Origin of the sequence: Janthinobacterium sp. SUN206, from assembly GCF_030587305.1 — a bacterium.
Lineage (GTDB): Bacteria > Pseudomonadota > Gammaproteobacteria > Burkholderiales > Burkholderiaceae_D > Janthinobacterium > Janthinobacterium kumbetense.
Genome location: NZ_JAPWIB010000002.1, coordinates 285817 through 309271, shown reverse-complemented (window position 1 = coordinate 309271; position 23455 = coordinate 285817). Strand labels below are relative to the sequence as shown.

Annotated in this window: 19 protein-coding genes; 5 read left to right on the top strand and 14 right to left on the bottom strand. The window is 59.0% G+C overall.

Annotated elements, in window-relative coordinates:
• Nucleotides 1-14 precede the first annotated feature (14 nt).
• The 3 genes from O3300_RS14260 to O3300_RS14250 are packed head-to-tail and all read right to left on the bottom strand — an operon-like array spanning nt 15 to nt 2606.
• On the bottom strand, nt 15-1451 hold the full coding sequence (locus tag O3300_RS14260) for a hypothetical protein (protein WP_305053328.1): 1437 nt from the start codon (nt 1449-1451) through the stop codon (nt 15-17).
• A gap of 31 nt (nt 1452-1482) precedes the next feature.
• Complete coding sequence (locus tag O3300_RS14255; RefSeq protein WP_077402302.1) at nt 1483-1752, bottom strand: PAAR domain-containing protein; 270 nt, start codon at nt 1750-1752, stop codon at nt 1483-1485.
• An 11-nt stretch (nt 1753-1763) separates the two neighbouring features.
• The gene (locus O3300_RS14250; protein ID WP_305053327.1) at nt 1764-2606 is read right to left on the bottom strand and encodes a M15 family metallopeptidase; all 843 of its coding nucleotides are present in this window, start codon (nt 2604-2606) and stop codon (nt 1764-1766) included.
• A 220-nt stretch (nt 2607-2826) separates the two neighbouring features.
• Between O3300_RS14250 and O3300_RS14245 the strand changes: the two genes are divergently transcribed.
• Genes O3300_RS14245 through O3300_RS14225 form a run of 5 tightly spaced genes read left to right on the top strand, consistent with a single transcriptional unit; the run spans nt 2827 to nt 9749 of the window.
• Entirely contained in the window at nt 2827-3621 is a 795-nt protein-coding gene (locus tag O3300_RS14245; protein ID WP_305053326.1) for a hypothetical protein, read from the top strand.
• Nucleotides 3618-6503 carry a type VI secretion system Vgr family protein gene (locus tag O3300_RS14240; protein WP_305053325.1) on the top strand — a complete coding sequence of 962 codons (2886 nt, stop codon included), beginning with the start codon at nt 3618-3620 and terminating at the stop codon, nt 6501-6503. Before O3300_RS14245 ends, O3300_RS14240 begins: the two co-directional genes overlap by 4 nt.
• Nucleotides 6504-6505: 2 nt before the next feature.
• Entirely contained in the window at nt 6506-7426 is a 921-nt protein-coding gene (locus O3300_RS14235; protein WP_305053324.1) for a DUF4123 domain-containing protein, read from the top strand.
• Nucleotides 7427-7439: 13 nt separating this feature from the next.
• The gene (locus O3300_RS14230) at nt 7440-8102 is read left to right on the top strand and encodes a hypothetical protein (RefSeq protein WP_305053323.1); all 663 of its coding nucleotides are present in this window, start codon (nt 7440-7442) and stop codon (nt 8100-8102) included.
• Nucleotides 8103-8105: 3 nt separating this feature from the next.
• Nucleotides 8106-9749 (top strand): DUF2235 domain-containing protein, encoded by a 1644-nt coding sequence (locus O3300_RS14225; RefSeq protein WP_305053322.1) that lies wholly within the window; start codon nt 8106-8108, stop codon nt 9747-9749.
• An 18-nt stretch (nt 9750-9767) separates the two neighbouring features.
• Here the strand turns inward: O3300_RS14225 and O3300_RS14220 are convergent, their stop codons facing one another.
• From O3300_RS14220 to O3300_RS14170, 11 genes are all read right to left on the bottom strand, one after another.
• Complete coding sequence (locus O3300_RS14220) at nt 9768-10871, bottom strand: hypothetical protein (protein ID WP_305053321.1); 1104 nt, start codon at nt 10869-10871, stop codon at nt 9768-9770.
• Entirely contained in the window at nt 10868-11704 is an 837-nt protein-coding gene (locus tag O3300_RS14215; RefSeq protein WP_305053320.1) for a PoNe immunity protein domain-containing protein, read from the bottom strand. The genes O3300_RS14220 and O3300_RS14215 overlap by 4 nt, the downstream gene beginning before the upstream one ends.
• A gap of 2 nt (nt 11705-11706) precedes the next feature.
• Complete coding sequence (locus tag O3300_RS14210) at nt 11707-12624, bottom strand: PoNe immunity protein domain-containing protein (protein WP_305053319.1); 918 nt, start codon at nt 12622-12624, stop codon at nt 11707-11709.
• 1 nt (nt 12625) lies between these two features.
• Complete coding sequence (locus tag O3300_RS14205; RefSeq protein ID WP_305053318.1) at nt 12626-13507, bottom strand: PoNe immunity protein domain-containing protein; 882 nt, start codon at nt 13505-13507, stop codon at nt 12626-12628.
• On the bottom strand, nt 13504-14292 hold the full coding sequence (locus O3300_RS14200; RefSeq protein ID WP_305053317.1) for a type VI immunity family protein: 789 nt from the start codon (nt 14290-14292) through the stop codon (nt 13504-13506). The genes O3300_RS14205 and O3300_RS14200 overlap by 4 nt, the downstream gene beginning before the upstream one ends.
• Nucleotides 14222-14581 (bottom strand): hypothetical protein, encoded by a 360-nt coding sequence (locus O3300_RS14195; RefSeq protein WP_305053316.1) that lies wholly within the window; start codon nt 14579-14581, stop codon nt 14222-14224. Before O3300_RS14195 ends, O3300_RS14200 begins: the two co-directional genes overlap by 71 nt.
• Nucleotides 14582-14814: 233 nt before the next feature.
• Complete coding sequence (locus O3300_RS14190) at nt 14815-15921, bottom strand: PoNe immunity protein domain-containing protein (RefSeq protein ID WP_305053315.1); 1107 nt, start codon at nt 15919-15921, stop codon at nt 14815-14817.
• A 27-nt stretch (nt 15922-15948) separates the two neighbouring features.
• Nucleotides 15949-16974: a PoNe immunity protein domain-containing protein gene (locus O3300_RS14185; RefSeq protein ID WP_305053314.1), complete on the bottom strand. Its 1026-nt coding sequence runs from the start codon at nt 16972-16974 to the stop codon at nt 15949-15951.
• A 342-nt stretch (nt 16975-17316) separates the two neighbouring features.
• Complete coding sequence (locus tag O3300_RS14180; RefSeq protein ID WP_099664642.1) at nt 17317-18342, bottom strand: PoNe immunity protein domain-containing protein; 1026 nt, start codon at nt 18340-18342, stop codon at nt 17317-17319.
• Nucleotides 18343-18344: 2 nt separating this feature from the next.
• Nucleotides 18345-20105, bottom strand: a complete 1761-nt coding sequence (locus O3300_RS14175) for a hypothetical protein (RefSeq protein WP_099664641.1) — start codon at nt 20103-20105, stop codon at nt 18345-18347.
• Nucleotides 20102-23266 carry a type VI secretion system Vgr family protein gene (locus tag O3300_RS14170; protein ID WP_305053313.1) on the bottom strand — a complete coding sequence of 1055 codons (3165 nt, stop codon included), beginning with the start codon at nt 23264-23266 and terminating at the stop codon, nt 20102-20104. Before O3300_RS14170 ends, O3300_RS14175 begins: the two co-directional genes overlap by 4 nt.
• Nucleotides 23267-23455: the final 189 nt, after the last annotated feature.

Genomic DNA, 23455 nt, shown 5'->3' with positions numbered 1-23455 from the left:
GGGACGTCGCTGTATCAGGTGGTGCCGTGACTGTTTTTCGCGCGCGGACCAATGACGAGGGCGCCGCGCTGCAGTGGATCGAGGTTGCTGAGACATAAAACGTGTGCGCCATCGTCGGCCGCCGCCTGCCGCGCCATGGCCAGTGCGGCCAGCGTCGTGACGGCGCCGCACTGGCCGCATGCGGTGCCGACGCCCAGCACCTGCTCGCCCAGGTCCAGCTGGGGCAAGATGGCGCCGGCGCACTGCATCAGTTCGAGCATGCGGTTGGCGCGCTGGTCGGTATCGGCGCTGACCAGCGCGATGCCGGCCGCCGCATCCTCGCCGGCTGCCGCCAGCGCCTGCCGGCTCAGTTCCGCCAGCATGCTCTTGTCGGCCGGGCCGCGCTGGCTGGCGCCTTGGGGCAGTTCGCCCGTGGCGGCGCGGTGCAGCAGGACAGGCGCCGGCTCGTCCGGTGACGCCGTCGCGCCAGGAATGGCCAGCAGCAGGCCGGCCGCGCCTTCGCCGGGAATCTGTCCGTTCGCCTGGCTGGCGCTGAACAGCTGGCCCTGGCTCGCCAGGACATGCACGCGCAGCTCGCCCAGGTGCGAATCGCAGGCCAGCACGATGGACAGGCCGGGCGGCTGCGGTGGCGCGGCATGGCCGGCAAGCTGGTTCAACAGGGCAAACGGCGCCGGTGGCCGGTTGGCGGATTCGGCGGGCGGCGGCAATGTCTGCGCTGGCCAGCCCTGCTCGCGCGCCAGGTGGCGCAGCCAGGCGTCGCCGGCCTGGCGCTGGGCGGCGCTCCACGAGGCCGGCATCAGCAGGTGCAGCCGCAGCATGGGCGGCGCGCTGGCCGGCGAGGCCCGTGCGCCGGCGGACAGCGCATGCTGCAAGGCTTCGTCCACCAGTTCGGCCAGCACCTCGGCGCCCAGGGCCAGCGCGCGCACGTCTTCCGGATTGAAGGGAAACGGTTCGCTGGCCAGGCCGGCCTGCGGATGCTCGCGCAGCCAGGCGGCCAGCACTTGCTGCTGCTCTTCTTCGTCGATGCCGTCCACCCTGCCGCACAGCAGGGGATAGCCGTCTTCATCGAGCAGCTGGCCGTCGAGCGCGGGTCGCGCCTGGCGGGAGCGCATGGCGGCCAGCAATTCTGACGGCGTGGCGCCGCCCGGCATGCGCAGGGTGGCCGCCACGATATGCAGCGGCAGCGGTGCCACGGGAGGTGTCGCCGCCTCGGCCTCGAGTGGCGCGGCCAGACCCGGCGCCGCCAGGGCTGGCCCGGCCAAGAGCCTGGCCAGCAGTTTTTTACCCAGCCACAGCATCAATAGCAGGGCCAGCGGTAGCGCCAGCATGGCGCCGGCCAGTTCGCCCGGCGTCGGCATGCGCGTGCTGTCGCGCCAATAGGCGATGGCGCCCGTCCAGCTCAGCGCAAAGACGGACACGGTCAGCAGGCCGCGTCGCAACCAGGGGCGCATCAGCGGGCTCCTCCGCGTATGGGCAGGGCCGTCATGCCTGGTCGATGGTGGCTTGCTGGCTGGCGATCAGCAGCGCCCCGCAGCTGGTCTTGTCGCCGTGGCGCGCCACGGGCTTGCCATCGACGATGAAGCTGGAGTCGCCGCTGACGATGGGGCAAACGCCATGGCCGGGCAGGGGACAGGCGACCTTGTCGCCGACCCGCGCCATGCCGATGCCGCCGCTGTCGCTCACCGCCGATGCTTCCAGCACGGTGCCGCCATGCGATGTCTTGTCGCCCAATCTGATTACCGGACCCGCCATACGCGCTCCCCTCAGTGTTTTTTCATTACGCCGGGCAGGCGCAGTTCGGTATGCCCGAAATCCATCATTTTCCAGCGTCCGCCCCAGGTCATGCCGACCGATTCGGCCACTTCGCCATACAGCTGGTAGCCGCGCATGGCCCACGGGTCCTTCTCGGAAATGACCAGCTTGCCATTGCGCAGGAAGGCGCAGTCGGCCGCCAGGCCGTACTGGTGCCAGCTTTGAAAGGCGGCCGCGTTGCTGACGTTGGGACCCATGCCCGCCAACATGTCTTGCCGCTCGGGACTGCGGTAGCCTTCCAGCAGCGCCATCTCGTAGCCATGTTTTTCCTTCATGATCTTGAAGACCAGCAGCAAGCGCTGGGCGTATTCCACATTCAGCAAGGTCCAGTTGCGGCTGGCCGATACCAGCAGCGGGCGCTCCTGGCGCACTTCTTCCGTGGCAAACACGAGCGGCGGCAGGTCGACGGGCGGCACCAGCTGTTCGCCCTGCAGCAGGCTGGCGACCTGCATATTCATTTCCCGCGTCGATACATCGTAGGCGCCCAGCATGGATTTGCTGTCGGCCATCAGGGCCAGCAGGGTCGGCAGGCTGAGCGTAGCCACGCCCGCGAGACACAGCAGGTAATGACGGCGCAGCAGGTCGGCAGTGCGGGTCCACAGCGCGCTGCTGCGCTGTCCCAGGCTGGCCATGCCCGTCTGCCTGCGCCTGGCCACGCGCTGCAGGCAGGCGGCGAGGCGCTGCTCCGCGCCATCGACGGCGTGCAGCACGAAATCGCGCCCGGCCGGGAACAGGATCAGCCAGCTGATCAGGCATGCCAGGATGAAATACAGCGCTACCGCGAGTAGGAACACGCTAACCTCAATCAAGAAATGTTTGGCTGCGGGGAACGGTGCTGTCCATCGGGAAAAACAGGGCTGCGATGGATATTGCCTGGAAGTATATCTTACAAAACTGATAATTAAGGGCGGCTTTTTTCAATTGTGCGGAGGGTGCGCACTGTTGATTTTATGGCACGCGTCATGATTTTGTTGAATAGCGTAAAGTCTTGCAAATATTACAGGAGCGCACATTTTGCGAACTCATGACGATAGCCCCCGGCTCCCGGCCCGGCCCAGCCTGTTGACGCAGGCGCAGCAGGCGGAGGCCGACCGTAACCGCATCCTGAGCACGCTCGAGGGTGGCCACGCCGGCGCGTCTGCGAAGGCCAGGCGCGGCAGCCTGGCCCTGCGCGGAGGCGTGGGCGCGCTGCTGCTGTTATTGGCAGCGGGCGTCTGGCTGGGGCAGCGCGGAGAACGGGTTGGCGACGACGATGCGCCGGCGGCGCCGGTTTCCCCGCCCGTCGCCACCGCCGCCGTGGAAGCGCCGCCGGTCGTCGCCAGCATCCGTGACGAGGCGCCGCCCGGCGCCGCCGCACCGCAGCAGAGCCTGAGCGAGATGCTCGATGCCGGCGCGGCCGCCACAGCCGCCACAGGCGCTGCCCGGAATGCGGGTGCTGCGCACCCCGGCGATGTCCTGAGCAAGGCGCTGGAAACGCCGTCGCCCCCAGCCGCCGCCTCGCAACCCGTCACGAAACAGGTGGCCAAGGCACCCCGTCCGGCAGCCAAAAAACCGCCGGCGAAAGGGCCTGCGGCTACGCCCGCCCGCCGCGCGGAAGACAGCGATATCGCCCTGCTGTCGGCCCTGCTGGCCCACGCGCAGGCCGCGCCGGCGCCGAAGAAAACCGTTCCCAATCTGCGGACCCAGTTGCAGCAATGCGCGGCGCTCAAGCGCGACGCCGCCGCCGCGTGCCGCGCGCGCGCCTGCCAGGGCCATGCCGAGTATGTGCAATGCAAGGCCGGGCAAGTTGCCGTGAAAGGCGAAAAATGAGCGCCGCCAGCGCCGCTCAGGTCAACGCTTCCCTCGCGGGTTTCAGCAGCGTGACGCGATTGTATGAGCTGTCGCTGGACGGCGGCGACGGCGGGACGGCGCAGTGGCTGGTGGAAGCGTTTGTCGCCGACGAGCAGTTGCAGGCCGTGGGCGTGCGCGACGTCATCGTGCTGTCCACGCAGGCGAATGTGGCGCTGGCGCCCCTGCTGGGCAAGCGGGCCGCGCTGCACGTCAGCCTGGCCGACGGCAGCCGTGCTGTCTTCAGCGGCTATGTCAGCGCAGCGGCGATGCTGGGCAGCGACGGCGGACTGGCCCGTTTCCGGCTGCGCCTGACGCCGTGGCTATGGCTGTTGAGCCAGGTACGCAACAGCCGCGTCTGGCAAGACAAGAGCGTCATCGAAATCGTCGACAGCGTGTTTCAGGCTTACGCGCCGCAAGCCGACTGGCGCTGGAGCGGCGACACGGGGCCGTTCATGGCCGAGGCGCAGCCGCGCAGCTATTGCTGCCAGTACCGCGAGTCGGACCTGGCCTTCGTCACGCGTCTGCTGGGCGAAGAAGGCCTGGCCTGGCGTTTCGAAGAACACGAGGGTGGCCATTGCCTGGTACTGTTCGCCGACAGCAGCGCCTTGAGCGCGGTGCCGGAAGACGCCAGCAGCGCGCAAGGCGGCGGCATCCGTTTTCATGGCGCGCGGGCCATGGAGCAGGCCGACGCCATCCAGGCGCTCTGCCGGGCACGCGCCTTGCGCACGGCGGTGGCGACCGTGCTCAGCTATGATTACAAGGCCAAGAAAGCCGTCAGCGCCAGCGTGCCGACGCGGCTGGCGCCGGGCGGGAAAAACGCGCCCGCGCTGGAAAGCTATGACACGCCAGGCCAGTATTTCTATGCCAATGCGGCCCAGGCCGAACGCTATGCCTTGCTGCGGATGCAGGCGCTCGAAGCGCGCGGCGAACGCTGGCAGGCGCGTTCGACCGTGCGCACCTTGCGTGCCGGTACGCGCTTTACCCTGACGCAGGGACCGTTGCAGCAGGACGGCGCCGACGCGCCGGCGCTGGTCGTGTTGCGCGTGTACAGCGTGGGCGTGAATAACTTGCCGGCGCCTGCCAGGCAGGGCCTGGCTGAGCTGTTCGGCCCCATACCCGAATTGCTGCAGGAAGGCCTGGCTGGCCAGGCGCTGGCGCCGCGCGATATCGCGCATGTCCAGCAAGTGATCGCCCAGGCGGTCGAGAGTGGCTATGCCAACCATATTGAGGCGATCGCGGCTGATACGCCATGGCGCCCGGCACCAGAGGGCGGCGATGCGCGCCACCATCCGGCACCGACGGCCCGCGGCAGCCAGAGCGCCATCGTCGTCGGCGCCGACGGCAGCGCCAGCGCCAGCGGCGGCAGCGAGATCCATTGCGACAAGCTGGGCCGGGTGCGCATCCGTTTCCACTGGCAGCAGGAAGGCGGCGCCACCTGCTGGGTACGCGTGGCGCAGCGCTCGGCAGGCGGCGGCATGGGCAGCCAGTTCCTGCCGCGCATCGGCCAGGAAGTGCTGGTGCAATTCCTGGAAAACGATATCGACCGTCCCATCATCGTCGGCGCCCTGTACAACGGGCAGGGCGAGGGCGGCGTCGCGCCCTCGCCGGGCGGCATCACGGACAAGCCCGCGGATGCCAGCGTATTCGAGCCGGCGCGCGACCATGCGCCGTCGGCGCAGGGCAACGTGGCCGGCGGCAACAGCCCGGTCTGGCATGGCGCGGCCGGCGGCAGCGCCGGCCACCGCAACGGCGCGGCGCAATGGGGTATCCGCAGCAAGGAATTCGGCGCCGCCGGCTACAACCAGTTGCTGTTCGACGATACCGACCAGCAGGGGCGCATCCAGCTCAAGAGCAGCCATGCGGCAAGCGAGCTCAATCTTGGCCACCTGATCCATGCGGCCGACAATTACCGGGGCAGCCTGCGCGGCACGGGCGCCGAGCTGCGCACCGACGCTTACGGCGCCGTGCGGGCCGGCGCCGGGCTCCTGATTTCCAGCTACCTCGTCAACCACGACGCGCAGGCGCGCGATCCGGCCGGCGACAATGCACCGGGCATGGTCTTGCTCAAACAGGCGGCCAAGCTGGGTGCAACCTTCAGCGCCGCCGCCGTCACGCACAAGACGGTCGCGTATGCCAGCCACCTGGGGCCGGCCAAGGCGAATGCCAGCGTGCTCGACGAAAAGGCGGCGCCCTTGCCGGCGTTTTTGACCAGCGTCTCCGGCATGCTGAGCCAGGACGATACGGCCGCCGCCAGGCGCGACGCGGCGGGCAAGCCGACCAGCCCCGGCGATGACAAGTTGCCGCACAGCAGCGACGCCATCATCGCCATCGCTGCCCGCGCCGGCCTGGGCGTGCTGGCGGGCCAGGATATCCAGCTGGCAAATGGCGAAACCACCTCCTTGATGAGCGGCCTGGACACCCAGTTCGTCGGCGGCGGCCAGTTGCGCGTGCACAGCGGCCAGGCCATCGGCGCCCTGGCCGGCGTGGTCAAGGCGGGCGAGAACAATATGGGCCTGCAATTGATTGCCGCCAAGCAAGCCATCGACCTGCAGGCGCAGGCCGACGTGCTCAACGTGCAGGCGCGCGAGGAAGTCAACATCGTCAGCGCCGCCGCGCATATCGACTGGGCGGCGGCGAAAAGCATCCGCCTGTCGACGGCGGGCGGGGCGAACATCACGATCGAGGGCGGCAACATCACCGTGCAATGTCCGGGCAAGATCACGGTGCATGCCGGCAAGAAGAGTTTTACGGGGCCATCCCGTGCAAGCTACCCGCTGCCGGTCATGCCTCGCAGTATTTGCAAGGAATGTCTGTTAAATGCGGCCAGGAGCGGCTCGCCCTTTGCCGCGAAGGGGGAGTAAGCATGCGCGACGACGATGGCGGGGCCCCCGCCTGCGGCTTGCAGCTGCTTGCGCTGCTCGATAGCCATCCTGCCGACCAGGGCGTGACCCTGTACAGCTTGATTGATGGCGCCAAGTTTGATGGTTTGGCCCGTATCCGCTTGCCAAGCGATCACAGCGTCGAGTTGTATTCCTTGTTAGGTGAATTGGCCGAGCCAGACGCCTTGTACGCCGGCCCGATATTGTTGCGGCATATTAAGCGGGAGCAATGTCCCTTGCTCGCCCAATTGCTTTGCACTGCCGGCAGCGCCCATTTCATGTCGCTGATTGTTTCTGACCGGCCCCAGCCCCAATTGCTGGAACGGCTGACGTGGCTGACCGAGGTGGAGCACGATGACGGTACGGAGTGGATCATGCGCTACTACGATCCGCTTATCCTGCCGCACTGGCTGGACGTATTGGAAACGGCGCAGCGCAAGGCTGCACTCGCGGAAATCACGGGCTGGTTGTACATGGACGTGCGTGGGGTGCCACAAATTGTACCTGGCGAGAAGGATGAGGAGTCTGTGCCCCTTGGAAGTGAACGAATGCTTTTGACACAACATCAATATGTCGAGCTGATGAATAGAACAGCGCCGTACATGCTGATGAAGCAAATGGAGAGCGATGATCCGCAGGCGCTCGACGGTTTGCCTCCGGATCAGCGCTATGACTTTTTCTTTCAACAGCTGGGCAGGGCGCAGGCATATGGACTCAGTTCGCCCACAGACTTGAAAAGTTACTGCATGTTGTCGCTCATGCTGGGCGCCGATTTTCATCTGTCCCCGCTCGCCGCCATCGCATTGCAGGCGACGGGAACGGCGCAGTCATTCAGCGACCGGATATTGGCCTGGACTCCCCAGCAATGGGCTGCACTCGAAGAAATTTCCGCTTCCAGCATATGAATGCGATCCCGACATGAAAAAACTGACCTCTATCGTATTGTGCCTGTTTATTTTGGCCGCTTGCAATTCCAAGGAAAAGGAAAATCGCTTGCAACAGGAATTAAGCGAGAAAACCTTCACTACCACCTCATATAACTACACGCCGTACGATATTTACTCCATCACCTTCAAGGGTATTTCAATGCCATTCAAGATCGATGAAGCTCCCAGCGGAGGTTCCATTTTTTTTCGCGACGCCAGCGAGGCGGAAATGGACAATGGTGAAAAAGTCCGTTTCAGCAGCGGAAATTGCTGTTTTATCTGGGATAGTCCCGTGGATAAACCGCTGAGAGTGCGCGTGGTCTGGAGCGTGGTGTTCGATACTGCCTATCACAATGGAAAATCGAGTGTTGACTATGACGAACGCACTTCCAGGCAGAGTTCTCCCGGAAGCCGCTGGTGTCAGGCCACTGTGGATATCCTGCCCGCCAAAGGGCCAGATCGTCCAACCACCGTGCTCTTGCACTTTCTTGCCGATGGAACAGTTCAGGCACATCTGGGAACCTTCAAGACGCAGGCGCCACTTGCTGCCGAGCAAGTGAAACTGCATGCCACGCGCCTTCCCCAAGGCCAGTTCTGCAAGCAGGAAATCGAGAATCCTTTTTATGGCATACCTCGCACACCGCATAGGGAATAGACCATGAGTAAACCAACGATACGCCGGCTTAGCGACGTCACGAAGAGTGAAAGACTTGCCCGAGGAATTTATCGCAAGGAATTGGAGAAATGTGCGAAGGAGTCGGATTGCCGAAAGCCCGTCTGGATCAGTTGTTTTTTTGATGGAACTGGAAATAATTTCAAAAAAGATGGAAATGGTTCGCTGGCTTCGTCGAATGTAAAGTACAGCAATATTGCGAAACTGGGAAAGTTTGCGCATACGGCCGAAGATGAAAAAAACAAGACCTACGCGATATATACGCCAGGCGTCGGCACGCCGTTTCCGGAAATTCAAGACAGCGGTGATGGAATCGATGGGGCACTCGGCATGGCATCGGCTGCAAAAGGTCAGGCCCGGATCAGCTGGATGCTGAAGGAGTTGAAGGTGCGGGTGGACAAGCACATGCCGCATGTAAATCAAATCAATGTTGCCGTGTTTGGTTTCAGTCGGGGGGCGGCCCAGGCGCGGGCCTTTGTGCGTCAGTTGGCTGGACAGTGTTATCAGCAGGGAGATGGATTGATCTGGATCAAAAGTGGCGGATTTATTCAGCCGCGTCTGGTGATTTACTTCCTCGGCATTTTTGATACCGTGGCCTCGGTAGGGTTTGGCGGTAGCCGCCTTGAGTCGAATCTCAAATATCACCTGGGACCTGTCTGGGGTGGCGTGATGTATCTGGCAGACGAGGGCGGCCATGCGGAATGGGCCTCCGATCTGCGTATTCCACCGTATGTGCGCTTTTGCGAGCATTATGTCGCAGCGCATGAAGTGCGCGAGAAATTTCCATCAGACTCTATCCGAATCGACCAATCCACTGACTCGAACTGTCGGGAAACCCTTTATCCCGGGGCGCACTCCGACGTGGGCGGCGGTTATGACGACATGAATCAGGAGGGACGGTCAAATGAACTGGCGCGCATTCCGCTGTGCAATATGTATCTGTCGGCATATGCCGCCGGGGTGCCGTTCAAGTCACCCGAAGAGGTTCTTCAGGATTATGGCTCGCTGTTTAACATCAGCAGCGAATTGGAGGCATGCTTCGACGCTTACATGAAGCACGTCAGCGCGGACAAGCGGCTCGAGACGCAAGTCATCAGCCACATGAACAATTACTATCATTGGCGCTGGGGACGCACGGAACGCCAGCGCGCGGCGCGCAAAGAACGCGAAGCCATCATCGCAAAGGGGCAGTCCGTCATGTATGCCACGCCTGATAAGTACATGACCACGACGGACAGCGAATGGGAACGCGACGTTCAGAATATTGCAGAAAAGAAAACAGGATTTTTTCGCAGTGCCACGGAACCGCTGGAGGACGCGATCTACGATGCCTGGAAAGGCAAGCTCCGAAAGTCGATGTCGGTTGCGGAGCGGACTTTATTTGACAAATTCTTCGATCGCTATGTGCATGATTCTGTTGCGGGATTCAAGAACCAGATGAGTGACGCCAGTATCGGCTTTGTTGAAGCCAGTCGCTGGTCCCGAAACCGGCAGTATTTCATGGGAAAACGAGGCAAGAAATATCTGTATTGGCGATATGAGGGGTCAAAACCGGCCTTGGGCGGCGTAAAAGAGGCGATGCTGGTGCCGAAAGAAGCGTCGACAGGTGGCGACACGGCGATAGCCTAGCGGAAACGGGCCTAACCGCTATCTGGCGCGGGCCGCCGCCCTGGCTTGCTTGTCGCACTCGCGCACGGCCGCTTTGCACGCGGAAAACGCTTCCAGATACGTCACGGCGGCCTGCCGCTCTTCGACCAGTTCCGCCACCCGCTGCGTGAGCTGCAACGGTGTGGTCGGCGGCAGTTTTTCCAGTTTCTTGCTGATGTCTTTGAGAGAACGTTGCTGACGCGCCAGTTCCGCGGCCAGCACGGCCTTGCGCTCGGCAGCGGGCAGGGCCGGATACAGCCTGCCGTTGCCGGCCTTGACGCTGCCATCCGCCGTCATCGACTGCGATTCGTGCGGGTCGCGAAATTCCAGTGCCAGCTTGCCATCGGCTTGCACGACGACCAGTAGTTCCTCGGTGATATTGCCGGCAGGCAACGGCAGCGTGCGCGTTTCCGGCTTGCCGTCAGGCAACCAGCGGTACTCGATGGTCAGCTGTACCGGTTTGTGCGGCGTGGCCGGCAGGTAGAAACAGCAATGGGCGGCGCTGCTCATGTAAGGGTTCAGGGGATCGGTATCGACGGCATTGGCCGGATTGCCGGCATCGCTGACGCCGACCTGGATGGGACGGGCGCTGTAGCTCAGGGTGCTGACCGCTATCTTCGCTTCATCGGCCCGGGGCCGGTAATCGTGCTGGCCGCGCTCGCTGCGTTCGGCATGGCCTGCCAGCAGCGGCCGGCGCTGCATGGACTTGATGCCGATGGCAAAGATATGACTCAGGTAGCCGGTATCCGAACGGCCGTCGCGCGAATAGCTGTCGCCGGGCGTGCGGTAGAGGTAGCCGATGTCTGCGATGGCCAGGGTGCGCACCTTGCTGTCCTGCGGAAATAGTGCATCCTCCAGATAGCGGTCCCTGGCGCCCATCACCTTTCCAGAGAGCACGCCAGCCCACGCCCGTTCCCCTGCGAAGCGGGGAAAGACGTTGAATGCGCCGTTGATGAACGGTTCGATTTTCAGCACATCCTGCGTTATGCCCGTGACGGGATCGATGACGGAATAAATCCCCGGAAAGGGCGAGTCTGCGGCGTGCGCCTGCGCGGGCATGGCGAAGATGAGGCAGGCTGCGATCACGGCGGGGTTGTGGCTCATGCCGGCTCCGATCGCATACAGGCTGGCTGACGGTGGAATGCCACCAGGTCGGCGGGATAGAATTTGGCATCGCGGTAGCTGCTGTCGTCGATATCGAGCAGGCAGGTGATGGCCGCCGCTTCCCATGACCAGTAGCCTGAAAAGGAGGTGTCGCGCGCGTGGCTGTCATAGTAGGGTTCGCGGCGGCTGGCGTCATACCATTGCCTCAGGTAATCCTTTATCAGCGCCGGGCGCTGGTTTTTTTCTGCCGCGAATATCTTGAGCGTCTTGATGTAGGGCAGGTGGCGGGTACATTCCGGCCAGGCGGTATCCCTGTTATCGATGGAAAATGCCAGCAGGCGTTCGACCAGCCCATCTTTTTCGTGGTTGTTGAAATCGATGACTGGCGCCAGGCGGGGCAGCAAATTGCCCCAACCCAGGAGAATGCCAAGGCAGATCATGCGGTTGACCTGCTCGTAGCCATCACCGGGCAGGGCGAAGTGGGGAAATCCCTGTTCCGCAGCGCAGGCCTGCACGTCAAAAGCCCTGTCATAGTTGGCAAACTCTTCCCAGTATTCGAGTATCGTGGGGTACAGCGCGCGCAGATCGGCTATCGTATGGCCGGCGCTGTAGGCCAGGCTGAGCAGGTCTATGCCATCCCAGGCCCGCTGGCGCGTGGCCGTCATGAAATTTTCTGGCGGGATATTTTGCAGTACTTCGGCAGGCTGTTGCAAGCCTGCCTCCACCATGTCGAAGCACTCGTCGTGGCTGTCTTTGCTTTCAAGGTAAATCGCGTAGGACAGCAGCGGTTCCCTGCGCCAGGCCAAAAAAGTGTGTTCGTCCAGAGTCTGCATTCTTACTCCCGAAAATCCGTGTCACGGCAGGGCTGTTTGCCTTCGACATGCCCGCCATCGCTTGCCTCGTTCCTCTCTATGCTGGTATAGCGAGCTTCTTTCGATAACTGTCGCGCATAGTCAACGAGGTCTTTGGGATAGACCAAATGGTCTATGTCGCTGTCATCAAGGTCAAAAACAAAAACCATTGCAGCTGCTTCAAATGCCCAATAACCATAATATGGCGCGTAGCCTTCATCGCTGATTCTGAGATGGCCGTTGTACCAGCGTGGATGGTCCTTCATCGCCGGGTACCATTGTTTCAAATATTTCTTGAGTAAATTTCGTGCCGAATTTTCATCATCTTCATACACTGTCTGCAGCAAGACATCGTACGGTTTGCCCAGTAAGCAAGTGTCGATCATGATCGCATCCTCCACATAGGCGCTAATCAGTTCCTCGAACAAGCCATCCTGTCCACGGTGGCTGCTAAGTATGCGTATGATGCGACTGACCGAACGCTGGTCACGCAATAATATGGCGATACTCAGTAATTGCAGAGTATCTTCATAATCGCCAAGGTCGCCAAAATTTGGTGCTGCCCGATATCTATATGGGCCATATTCAGGGTATTTCGATAATATTTCCTTCTGATGAATTTGATCGACTTCATTCCACTCCGCAAACTTGTCCACGATGCCAGACAGGCGTGGTGCGAGGTCCTCCATGGGCATGCCCGCAGTGTAATCGAGTAGCCAAATCCAGAAATTTTCAAGATACAGAAAATTGTAAGCCAGACTGAGATCTGCCGCAGATTCAGCCGATTCCTTATTCTTCTGTTGGACTTGTATCAGGGTAAGCGAATTTTCCAGGGTTTTTTCATACAGTTCCTGGTAAATGAATTGCTGGCGGCGGCGATCATCAAATGGTGGATTTTTCATTCTATTCGCCGGGTTCTTGTTCGGCTGATGGTTTCATCTCCAGGCTGGTGTGGCGGCCTTCTTTCCATAACTGTCGCGCATAATCGACCAGGTCCTTGGGGTAAACGAGATGGTCGATCTGGCTGTCGTCCAGGTCGAGCATAAAGACGGTCGCTCCGGCTTCAAAGGCCCAGTAACCGTAATAGGGAGCGTATCCTTCGTCCCTGATTCTCAGATGCCCGTCGTACCAGCGGGGATGACCTTTCATGGCTGGATACCACTGTTTCAGGTATTTCTGGACCAGTTTGAGTATCTCTCTCTCATTGTTTTCATAGAAAACCTGAAGCAAAGTACCATAGGGCTTTTCGAGAATGCACGAATCAAGATCTTGCTTATCCTCGACATATGCGCCAATCAATTGCTCAAATAATCCATCCTGGCCACGGTGGCTGCGTAACACATGGATGATGCGCAAGACCGAATGTTGATCGCGCAGTAATAGTGCAATACTGAGTAGTTGTAGCGTGTTCTCATAATGTGCAAGCGTGGAAAAGTCTGGTGCTCCCTTGTATTCGTACGGCCCATAATCCGGAAACTCAAGCGCCGCTTCCTGTTGACAGAATTGATCGACCTCATTCCACTCTTCAAACTTATCCACGATGCCGGCGATACGCGGCGCCAGTGCATCGATCGGTTCACCCGCTGTGTAATCCAGCATCCAGATCCAGAACGCTTCCAAATACAGAAACTGATGTACCACAGAGTTTTCCAGCGTTGATTCCACTATTTTTTTATTTGCAAGTCGGACTGCAATTAATGCGAGCAGATTTTCCCGCGTTTTATGATAAAGATCTTCGTAGAGAAATTTCTGCCGGCACCGCATGTCGAACGGGGCGGCTATCATTGTTTGTCCGTCGTTTTTGCTTCTCGCTGGCGCAACTCGGCGCTGGGCCAGTCGCTGTCGGCGTCGAAGCGCCGCATCCAGCGTAGCGAGTCGGCGTCATTGAAGCGTTCGTTAGGGTCGCCGTCCCATTGGCCAAAGCCCAGCAGCGCCATGTGGTCGTTGCGGATCGGCTTGAGTAGTTTGTTGAGCAGCGCCGGCAATTCCGGCACGCCGTCCTCCACCGGGTAGAGGGCCGGTTCCTCGCCCAGTTCGATCCATAGGCCTGCGCCGAGCTCGTCGATCCGGATGTGCGGATGTTGCAGGCTGAGTTTTATCTGGTCGCGGCTGAGATTCAATTTTTCGCGCCACATATCCGACAGCAGGAAGCCCCAGGTTGGCGGGCGAATGCCGTCTGCCAGCGAGCCGCTCATGGAAAAAGGATAATCAATGTCCAAACCAAAAAATCGAGGTGCCAGAGAGCGTTCCCACACGGTCACTGCCGAGCGGGTGCCGAAAGCAATCGGATTGGCCATCGAAAAGCCGCTATAAACCTGATCAGGTTTTAGTTTTTCCATGGTTTCCAGAACAAACCGCCGCCATGCATTCTTGTTATCCTTCCACCATGACCAGCGATAGTAGAATTGAATGAATGAGTAATCCCTGTTTGACGGTTCTGAATTATCGTTCATATGATCCCGCATTTTCCAGAAATATCCAGCAGTGGAAGGCGAGGAGTTATGTTTTTTCTGATCGGTAAAATTGAAAATGAAAATAGTCTTCTTTTTTTGTTTTTCTTGCAAACTCACGCAGATCAGGTAAACGTTTCGATCCGTAAGGGTGCGGTCTCTCAGAACTCGGATGCGTTGCGATAATATATGGATTTTCTGTGATTTTATAAAATTCTTCATGGATATCAATCATGAGATTGGATATGTCAAGATGGCGTTTAGTATCATACAAGAAGTAAAATGTTATGAAAGGAGACACCCCCAGATCTTGATTACCATCGTCACAGGACATGTTTGGCCATTCTTTGAGGTCAGCAACCATTCCCTCTACATCTTCGGCAGTAAAAAAACGTTCCGTTGTGCTCATCTTTTCTCCTCTCACTGCATTGTTTCTTTACGCCTTCATAAAACGCCACACCGTCAAGCCATAGGCAGAATCCAGATTGCTCATGATCTCGCCCTGTTCAAATCGCCGGGTTGACGGAGGAACGTCCAGCGCTTGCCACTGGCCGGCCTGCGGGCAGACCTAGCCGGCTTCAGCGCGCAATTCCAAAGGCCCCTGCACTGGACCAGCCGCTGACTGTGCGAGATGGAATTTGGCTATTGTTCTTCACTCCAATGCCAGATGGTTTCACCGTATGCCGCATCGTCAAAAACAGGCATCACTTGGCCTTGCGCGAAGTGGCTACGGCTGTGTAACCTTGTTGGGGCTTCCCAGAAGCCAGTTTGGGGGCAGGGGTGACCACCCTCAACACGACCGGCCTTATTTATTAAGTCAGTATCCATGCTTGTGTAACGGTGTTCCGCGCGTAACTTGCGGCCATAATTGACCAAGTCTTTAGGGTAGACCAGATGATCGATAGCGCTGTCGTCCAGATCGAGAATAAAGACTGCAGCTCCGGCTTCAAATGCCCAATAGCCATAATAGCCGGCATAGCCCTCTTCGCTGATCCTAAGGTGCTCGTCGTGCCAGCGTGGATGATCCTTCATTGCCGGATACCACTGTTGTAAATATTGCTTGAGCAAGCTGAGTGTGGCAGTCTCATTTTCTTCATAAAAGACACCTAGCAAGGTGTCATAAGGAGCGCCAAGCACGCAGGTATCGCGCTCGACGACGTTGTCGACATAAGCACTGATCAATTGCTCGAACAGGCCATCTTGACCGCGATGGCTACGTAGTACGTGGATGATGCGTTGGACCGAACGCTGATCGCGTAGCAAGATGGCAATGCTCAGCAGTTGCAGTGTGTCTTCATAGTCGGAAAGTGTCGAGAAATCGGGCGCCCCCGAATATTTATATGGACCATATTCAGGCAGCTTCAGTGCACACTCCTGTTGATATTTTTGATCCACTTCGTTCCACTCTTCAAATTTGTCCACGATATCGGCGATTTGAGGCGCCAGTTGATCGAGGGCTATGCCAGCCGTGTAGTCAAGCATCCATATCCAGAGTAATTCCAGATACAGGAAATGATGAACGGAGGAGCTTTCGCCTATCGAATATGCATCCTTTTTGTTTTCTTCTCCTCCGCGGATCAAGGAAAGTTGATTTATCCGTGTTTTTTTATAAAATTCTTCATAAAGAAATTGTTGCCGACGCCGTTCGTGAAAGACGTTATTTTTCATGGTGAAGTACCATTTTTCTTGTTTGGTGCAGATTTCTTCAAGATGTTGTCGGACATTACTTTCAACGTAAATGCCTAACATACTTGGCTGTGTGAGATGAAATATTGACTATTGTCCTTCACTCCAATGCCAGATTGTTTCGCCGTATGCCGCATCGTCAAAAACAGGCATCACCTGGCCTTGCGCGAAGTGGCTGCGGCTGTGTAACCTTGCTGAGGTTTCCCAGAAACCACTTTGGGGACACGGATTTCCCCCTTCAACACGGCGGACATTGTGCTGTTGTTTCGTATACAAACTGGTGTAACGGTTTTCTTCGCGTAATTTTCGCCCGTAGTCTACAAGGTCTTTTGGATAGACCAGGTGATTGATGCCGCTGTCATCGAGATCGAGTAGATAGACTGTTGCGCCTGCTTCGAATGCCCAGTAACCATAATAACCGGAATAACCTTCCTCGTTGATATGCAAGTGTTCGTCATACCAGCGTGGATGATCCTTCATGGCTGGGTACCATAATTTCAAATACTTTTTCACAAGATTGAGCGTCGCACTTTCGTCTTCTTCATAAAATACCTGCAGCAGCGTGTCATAGGGTTTTTCAAGAATGCAACTGTCTAGATTTATTTCTTCTTCGACATATCCTCCAATTAATTGTTCGAATAAGCCATCTTGACCACGGTGACTACGTAGCACATTAATGATGCGCATGACCGATTGCTGGTCGCGCAGTAAAATGGCAATACTAATTAATTGAAGGGTATTTTCGTATTCAAAAAGATTGGAAAATTGCGGGGCGCCGACATATTCGTAGGGGCCAAATTCTGGAAATTCAAGTGCCGCATCCTGTTGAAGCAATTGATATACATCATTCCATTTTTCAAATGCATCGATAATGGCGACAAGGCGCGAGGCAAGTTCATGGATGGGGACGCCTGCGGTGTAGTCCAACATCCAGAGCCAAAATAGTTCAAGATGCAAGAACTGATAAATCGAATTTTCACTTTGCGTTGTACTGGCTACATTTTCATTATCATGTCCTACTTCAATGAGAAGAAGTTGATTTTCCCGTGTTCTATTGTAAAGTTCTTCATGGAGAAATTGCTGTCTGCGTCGGTGATGAAAGGGTAAATCTTCCATGGCTACTTGCTTTTTTCTTGGGTAAATTGTATTCGTGTCAAAGAAGGTACGCGCATGCTGAAACCGCAATGCATGATTGCCTTTTTCAGTCGAGCATCAGCTCGATGGTTTCGAACATCAGTACCGTCGCTGTTTTTTATGCGTTCAGGAAGCGCCACACCGTCAAGCCATAGGCGCAATCCAGATTGCGCATGATCTCGCCTTATTCAAATCGCCGGGTTTGCGGCGGAATGTCCAGCGCTTGCCACTGTCCGGTCTGCGGGCAGGCCTCGGCGGCGTAGGCGTGCAATTCCAAAGCCTCCTGCGCTGGGCCAGTCGCTGGCTGTGCGAGATGGAATTTGGCTATTGTTCTTCACTCCAATACCAGATGGTTTCACCGTATGCCGCATCGTCAAAAACAGGCATTATTTGGCCTTGCGCGAAGTGGCTGCGGCTGTGTAATTTTGCTGGGGTTTCCCAGAAGCCAGTTTGAGGGCAGGGCTGGCCGCCCTCGACGCGTCCCTTGCGCATCAGTGGTTCTGTTTCCTGACTGGTAAAGCGGCCTACTTCCCATAACTGTCGTGCATAATCGACCAGGTCTTTGGGGTAGACCAGATGGTCGATCTGGCTGTCGTCCAGGTCGAGTATAAAGACGGTCGCCCCTGCTTCGAATGCCCAGTAGCCGTAATAGGCGGCATAGCCTTCCTCGTTGATGTTGAGATGCTCATCGTACCAGCGCGGATGATTTCTCATAGCTGGGTACCACTGTTTCAGGTATTTTTGCAGCAGGACTAAGCTAGCTTTTTCATCTTCCTCATAGAATACTTGCAACAGGGTGTCGTAGGGTTTGCTGATAATGCAGGTGTCGAGGTCTTGACTGTCCTCGACATATGCGCCAATTAATTGCTCGAACAGCCCATCGTGGCCACGGTGGCTACGCAGTACGTGGATGATGCGTCGCACCGAACGCTGATCGCGTAGCAGGATGGCGATGCTGAGTAGTTGAAGCGTATCTTCATAATCGGAAAGGATAGAAAACTGTGGCGCTCCCTCGTATTCGTATGGCCCGTATTCTGGAAAGTCAAGCGCCGCTTCCTGTTGATAAAGTTGATCGACTTCATTCCATTCTTCAAATTTATCCACGATGCCTGCAATGCGCGGCGCCAGTGCATCGATCGGCTCACCTGCCGTATAGTCGAGTATCCAGATCCATAGCGCTTCCAAATACAAAAACTGGTAAATGACAGTTTGACTTTGTGTTGATTCGGCCACTTTTTTGTTGGCAAGTTGACCTTTAATTAGTGAAAGTTGATTTTCTCGAGTTTTAGTGTAAAGCTCCTCATAAAGGAATTGTTGGCGACGGCGTTCATGGAATTCTGGGTTCTTCATTGTTATTTTCTCCGCTTTCTCTTTCCTGAAACTGCTTTGCTTGATTTATTCTTGTTCTCTTGCTGTTCTTGTTGATCGACTGGTTTTTTAGACGTTGCTTTTTCGAGGCTTCTACGTCCTTTGTCTATGCGATCAATTTCCATATAGTTGAATGTGTCGCTTATGCCATGAGTTTCTTTGTGTTTGTCATGTATTTTTATATTGTAATGATCACCTGACGCGAGTAATTCCAATGTCGCTGCAAGATGGTCGACAACTCCAGGTGCTGCTGCTAACTTGAGCTTGCCATGCGGGTGTGCCGCCGTCACAAACGGATTAGAGAGTGCGGTGCTTCCCAGTATTAGATATGTCCAGCGATTTTTTAAATTTTCAACGGATTGCATGGCACCGTTTTTGGTGCTGTTGGTAAGCCATTTTTTCCCCATCTGCGTGCCCTTTATACGTTCACCGAGCAAAGTCCATAACATCAGCTCTCTGTCGTTGAGGGATGCCGGGGGGCGTGGGATATTGCCACGTTCCACTTCCTTTTGCAGCCGCTGGAACAGTGTGTAGGCACTGCTACTGAATTTTGCTTCGATGAAATGGAAAGTGTCGCTATTTGTCTGCCAGATGGTATCCACACCATTTTGTAGCATTTTTTTTAAGTCTTCGGGTACAAGCTCTGTCGGGCGTTTGTGTGCGTTATCGGGACCGACAACGCGCGGGTAGTCAAAGCGCCATTTTCCATTGACGTTACCGTGCGGCCAGGCGGTGGCTTTTTTAAGCACGTGTTCCATATGATAATAATCTGCCATATGCTCGCCGATGAGTCCCTTTGGCCCGAATGGCACTTTGGACAGCAATTCGCGAATCGGCCGCGACGTATTCTTCACCGGTGCGGTGCCGCCGTCGCTGCTCTGGCGGTGCGAGTCGTCCACGGGTTTGTGTTCCTTGCCCTTGCCCGGCGAGTCCCGTTCTTTGGTTTTTGCTTTGGCATCCACGCCCTTGGTTTTTTTATCGGTGCTGATCGTGGGCGACTTGAACTGGGCGTTGGCGCTGTGCGGATGTGTGTTGCCGGGCTTGTGATTGTGCCTGGCTGCCGTATTGGCGCCGGTGCCGGCGGCGACGGCGATTTTTTTTGCCGCCCATAACGCGTCTTCGCCCAGCATGTCCTCGATCAAGTCCTGCAACGCCTTGGCGCCTTGCGCAATGCCGGCCTTGAGGGGGCCGCGCACCGCTTCGACTTGCGGCTTCATGTCGCGTGCCAAATGCTGCAAGTCCGACGGCAGCCACCAATGGCTGGTCGACAGGTAGCCGAGCAATTGCACGCAGTTGTCCAGCGCGCTCATGGCCGTGCTGATTGCCAGCTGGGTGTTTTGCGCCCACTGGAAGGTTTTCAGGAATTTGATCGCGGCGCCCTTGCTCTTGCCCAGCATGGCTTCGATCATGACATTGCCGCCAGCGGCCGCCGCGCCAACCTCCTTGCGGTACTTGCGCAAAGGCTTGATGATGGTCTTGAACAGGCTGCCGACTTCTGGAATGCAGCCGAACGCCGCCAGCGCCATGTCGACCCAGTCATCGCGGGTCGCGCGCGACACGCCTTTCCTGCCGACCCGGTAGATCATGCCCGAGACATCGCGCACATCCATCACTTGGTCAACCACGGGGATCAGGGAAATGGCGCCGCCGACGATCATGGCGGCCTTGCCCTGGTCATCCTCGAAGTCGCCCAGGATCAGGTCCTTGAAAAATTCTACAATCTCATCGACAAAGTTCTGGCTCATGGTTGGGGATCCGGTTTACTGCTTTTCCTGGCCGCTTCCAGCAATGCGGAAGCCTGTTTCAGCTGCTGCCTCGCTTGCTGCAGACGGGGTTCCGCTACCAATGGCGGCGCTACCCAGTCGCGCTGGTCCTCGCCATATTCAATGTGATATGCGCCGGGAGGAATGTTTTCGAGGCGGGCATGGCCCTTGTCGTTGAGCAATCCACTGAGTGAAGTACCATTGGCGAACGTGATTTTGTAGGGGGAGTTAATGACAGGTTCGAGATCGCCATAATGCAGGTTCAGTTCGACTGCCCGGCCCAGGTCGGCCGCATTCGGCATCGCCGGCAAGGTGGGCTGGCTGCTCGCCGGCCCCGTCAATTCCTTCATGCTGGCGTTGAAATCGATCTTGCCCGGTCCATGCAGCATGATGTTGCCGCCTTCGAGGCGGATATACGCGCCCTGGGCAGTCATCAGGATGTGCTGCTTGGCCGCCGCCGTGACGCTCTTGGCGGTGCTGCTGACGGTGATGGCCTTGTCGGCCGTCAGCCGTGTCGCATCGGACTGGCTTTGGCTGCTGACCTTGCCGCTGGCCGCATGCAGGCGGATGCCGGTTTCCTGGTTGGGCTTATCCTTGCTGCTGGCCTTGCCATAGGTAAACAGGCTGATGCCCTTGCCCAGCGCGTACAGGCTGTTGCCCTGCGCGGCAAAGTTGAGATCCGCGCCCGCTGTCAGACTGCCATTGCCGCCGGCGACCAGCACGGCGTTGGCCGGTGTGGTGGCGGCGATGCCGGACGGACTGGATAATTGCAGCTGCGGGTCGCCATACGCGCTGGCCTGGCCTTCGCCGCCCGCCGCCTGCTGGCCCTGGCCCGCAGCGGCGGCGCCCTCGGCCGTCGCGCCCAGGACCTCGATGCTGTGCTGCATCTGGGCGAGGGCGGGGAGCTGCGCGGCTGGCGCAGGCGTCTCCGCCTGGTCCGGCGTGGCAGCGGAAGCTGGCGCGGCCGCACCGGCTGTGGCCGGGCTGGGCATTTCGAGCGCGAAATGTTTTTGCGCCTGCTCGGCCAGCGAGGTCTGCAGTTGCAAGCTTTGCCTGAGCTGTTCCAGCGCTTCCTGCGCATCCATCTGGCTGCCGCCGGCATCGCGGCCATGCGCCGACAGCAGCATGCCCGCTCCCGCGCGCAGGGCAGCGCCGTGTTCTGTTTTCAGCTCGGCGCCAAAGCCGGACGGCGCCAGCCGCTGGTTGTCGCTCTGGTGGCGCAAATGGCCCAGGTTCAGTTCGGCCGTTCCCTGGTGAGGGCCGGCGTGGCGCTGCAAGGCGACGCGGCCCTGGCCCGGGCTGTCGTCGAATACCAGCTGGCTGTAGGCGCCGCCGCCGCCCTGGCTGGCTTGCATGGCTTGCGTCTTGATGCCGGACAAGGCCGCCGGGTGGGCGTGGGCGCCGGCCTGGCCGGGAAACCAGGCCGGCGCGTTGCCCGTCGCCGCGCCCGTGCCCTGGCTGACCTGGTTGTTTTGCGCGTCGGCCTGGCCGCGGCCGTTGTACAGCGTGCCGATGACGACGGGGCGGTCGATATTGCCTTCCAGGAAATCGACGAGCACTTCCTGGCCCACGCGGGGCAGGGCGTTGCTGCCCCAGTTGGCGCCGGCGACGGGGGCCAGCGGCGTGGCGACCCTGACCCAGGTGCCGGCGCTATCGTCGCCGGGGGCGCCCGTGTGGCCGTCGGCGGCCGGATGCGCCAGCCGGCTATGGCTTTGCGTCCCCCGCTGCCAGTGGAATTGCACCTTGACGCGGTGGTCGCGGTCCGTATGCAGCTGGACGCCGGCCGGGCCGACGACGATGGCGGTCTGCTGGCCCATGATGCTGGGGCGCGGATGCAGCAGCTGGCCGTGGTCATCGGCATAGCTGCTGCGGTAGGGGATATTGCTGCGGATGGCGTCGATGCGGTTGCGGTAGGGCGGGCGTTCGCCGATGGTGTCGCCGACGGCATGCAGGCTGCCGGCCGCTTCGTCGCCGATCAGCGCGTCGAGCAAGCCCTGGCCGAAGCGCTGCAGCAGTCCGCCGCCGAGTTCCGCATTGAGGTTGTTATGCATCAGGTGCACCGTGCGGGTGACGAGGAAAGTCGCCGCGTCGCCATCGCCCGCCGCGTCCGTTTGCGCCTGGCCGCTCAGGGTGAACGTGGTGCCGGGCGCCAGGGTGCGCACGGTGCCGGCGCCGGTAAACACTTCCCTGGCCGCCGTCAGCGCCTGCAATTGGCGCTCGGCAAGCCGTTGTCCGTGCTCGCGCGACGGGTAGGCATAGGCGCCGGGAGCGTCGCGGCTGAGCAGCGCCATCGTCCCGTCCCTGGCGCCAGCGGCGCTGATGGGGCGCTGGCCCAGCGCGCGGTAATCCCAGCTGGACAGTTCGATGCCGTTGGTTTGCTGGCGCAGCTGCATGCGCCAGCGGTCCATCGTGTCTTGCGGCATGACGGCGCCTGGCTGGCTGTAGGCGATGCTGGCCTGGGCGTTGGGCTTGAAGCTGCCGTTGTGGTCGGCGATGACGAGGGTATGGCTGCCCAGGCTGGCGCTGCCCGCATCGCCCGTGTGTTCCGCATAATAAAACAGCCCTTCCTCGCTCATCAGCCGTTCCGCAAAGGCCCAGTCGCTTTCCTGATACTGGCTGCAGATGCTGCGTTTCGGATAGGCCGCGCGGTCGAGCAGGTCGAAGCGCCAGGCGGGCGCCAGCATGCCCTGGCCCTGGTAGCGGGCGAAGACGACTTCGAGGATGTCCGGTACCGCCAGGTCCTGGAAGACGCGGCTGTCGCGGCCGTGCGCCAGGAAGGCCGTCCACGGCTGCATGGTCAGGTTGTAGCGGGCAAAGCCGCCGTTCGCGCCCGCCAGTTCGACGGCGGTGATGTGGCCGTGGAACGGGCGCCAGTCCTCGGTGCCGGCGGCCGTGCGCAATTCCAGCAGGATGGGCTGGCCGATCAGCGACTTGAGGGGAATGGCTGCGTCGAGCGACAGGGCGGCGATGTTGAAGACATAGCCCAGTCCCAGGCCTTCCTCGCCGCGCACGCATTCGGCCAGCAGCTTGTCCGGGCCCAGGGGCGTGCTCAGCTTCAGCAGGCGCGTGGCCTGGCTGAAGCCGTTGGCGACGGGTGACGTAGCAGGTGACGGCGACGCGCTTGCTTGGACCGGTTCGGACATTGATTGGAACTCCGTGTGGAGAAATGAGCGTACTTGCAATTAATTCAATGACTTGCTTATAAGATTACACCTTAGAAATAGTGATTTAACAAGCGCGATTCAATTGAATCGTGCGGCAGGCCGGGTCGTGCGCGGGCCGTGCGGGCCGTTTTTGCCCCTTCTGCTAGAGTGCGGATCTTGCCAATTCCA

Coding starts and splice junctions, on each gene's coding strand:
- O3300_RS14255 (WP_077402302.1), bottom strand. CDS start 1,752: ATGGCGGGTCCGGTAATCAGATTGGGCGACAAGACATCGCATGGCGGC.
- O3300_RS14195 (WP_305053316.1), bottom strand. CDS start 14,581: ATGAGCACAACGGAACGTTTTTTTACTGCCGAAGATGTAGAGGGAATG.
- O3300_RS14175 (WP_099664641.1), bottom strand. CDS start 20,105: ATGAGCCAGAACTTTGTCGATGAGATTGTAGAATTTTTCAAGGACCTG.
- O3300_RS14260 (WP_305053328.1), bottom strand. CDS start 1,451: ATGCGCCCCTGGTTGCGACGCGGCCTGCTGACCGTGTCCGTCTTTGCG.
- O3300_RS14230 (WP_305053323.1), top strand. CDS start 7,440: ATGAAAAAACTGACCTCTATCGTATTGTGCCTGTTTATTTTGGCCGCT.
- O3300_RS14235 (WP_305053324.1), top strand. CDS start 6,506: ATGCGCGACGACGATGGCGGGGCCCCCGCCTGCGGCTTGCAGCTGCTT.
- O3300_RS14185 (WP_305053314.1), bottom strand. CDS start 16,974: ATGGAAGATTTACCCTTTCATCACCGACGCAGACAGCAATTTCTCCAT.
- O3300_RS14220 (WP_305053321.1), bottom strand. CDS start 10,871: ATGAGCCACAACCCCGCCGTGATCGCAGCCTGCCTCATCTTCGCCATG.
- O3300_RS14180 (WP_099664642.1), bottom strand. CDS start 18,342: ATGAAGAACCCAGAATTCCATGAACGCCGTCGCCAACAATTCCTTTAT.
- O3300_RS14215 (WP_305053320.1), bottom strand. CDS start 11,704: ATGCAGACTCTGGACGAACACACTTTTTTGGCCTGGCGCAGGGAACCG.
- O3300_RS14170 (WP_305053313.1), bottom strand. CDS start 23,266: ATGTCCGAACCGGTCCAAGCAAGCGCGTCGCCGTCACCTGCTACGTCA.
- O3300_RS14210 (WP_305053319.1), bottom strand. CDS start 12,624: ATGAAAAATCCACCATTTGATGATCGCCGCCGCCAGCAATTCATTTAC.
- O3300_RS14205 (WP_305053318.1), bottom strand. CDS start 13,507: ATGATAGCCGCCCCGTTCGACATGCGGTGCCGGCAGAAATTTCTCTAC.
- O3300_RS14190 (WP_305053315.1), bottom strand. CDS start 15,921: ATGTTAGGCATTTACGTTGAAAGTAATGTCCGACAACATCTTGAAGAA.
- O3300_RS14225 (WP_305053322.1), top strand. CDS start 8,106: ATGAGTAAACCAACGATACGCCGGCTTAGCGACGTCACGAAGAGTGAA.
- O3300_RS14240 (WP_305053325.1), top strand. CDS start 3,618: ATGAGCGCCGCCAGCGCCGCTCAGGTCAACGCTTCCCTCGCGGGTTTC.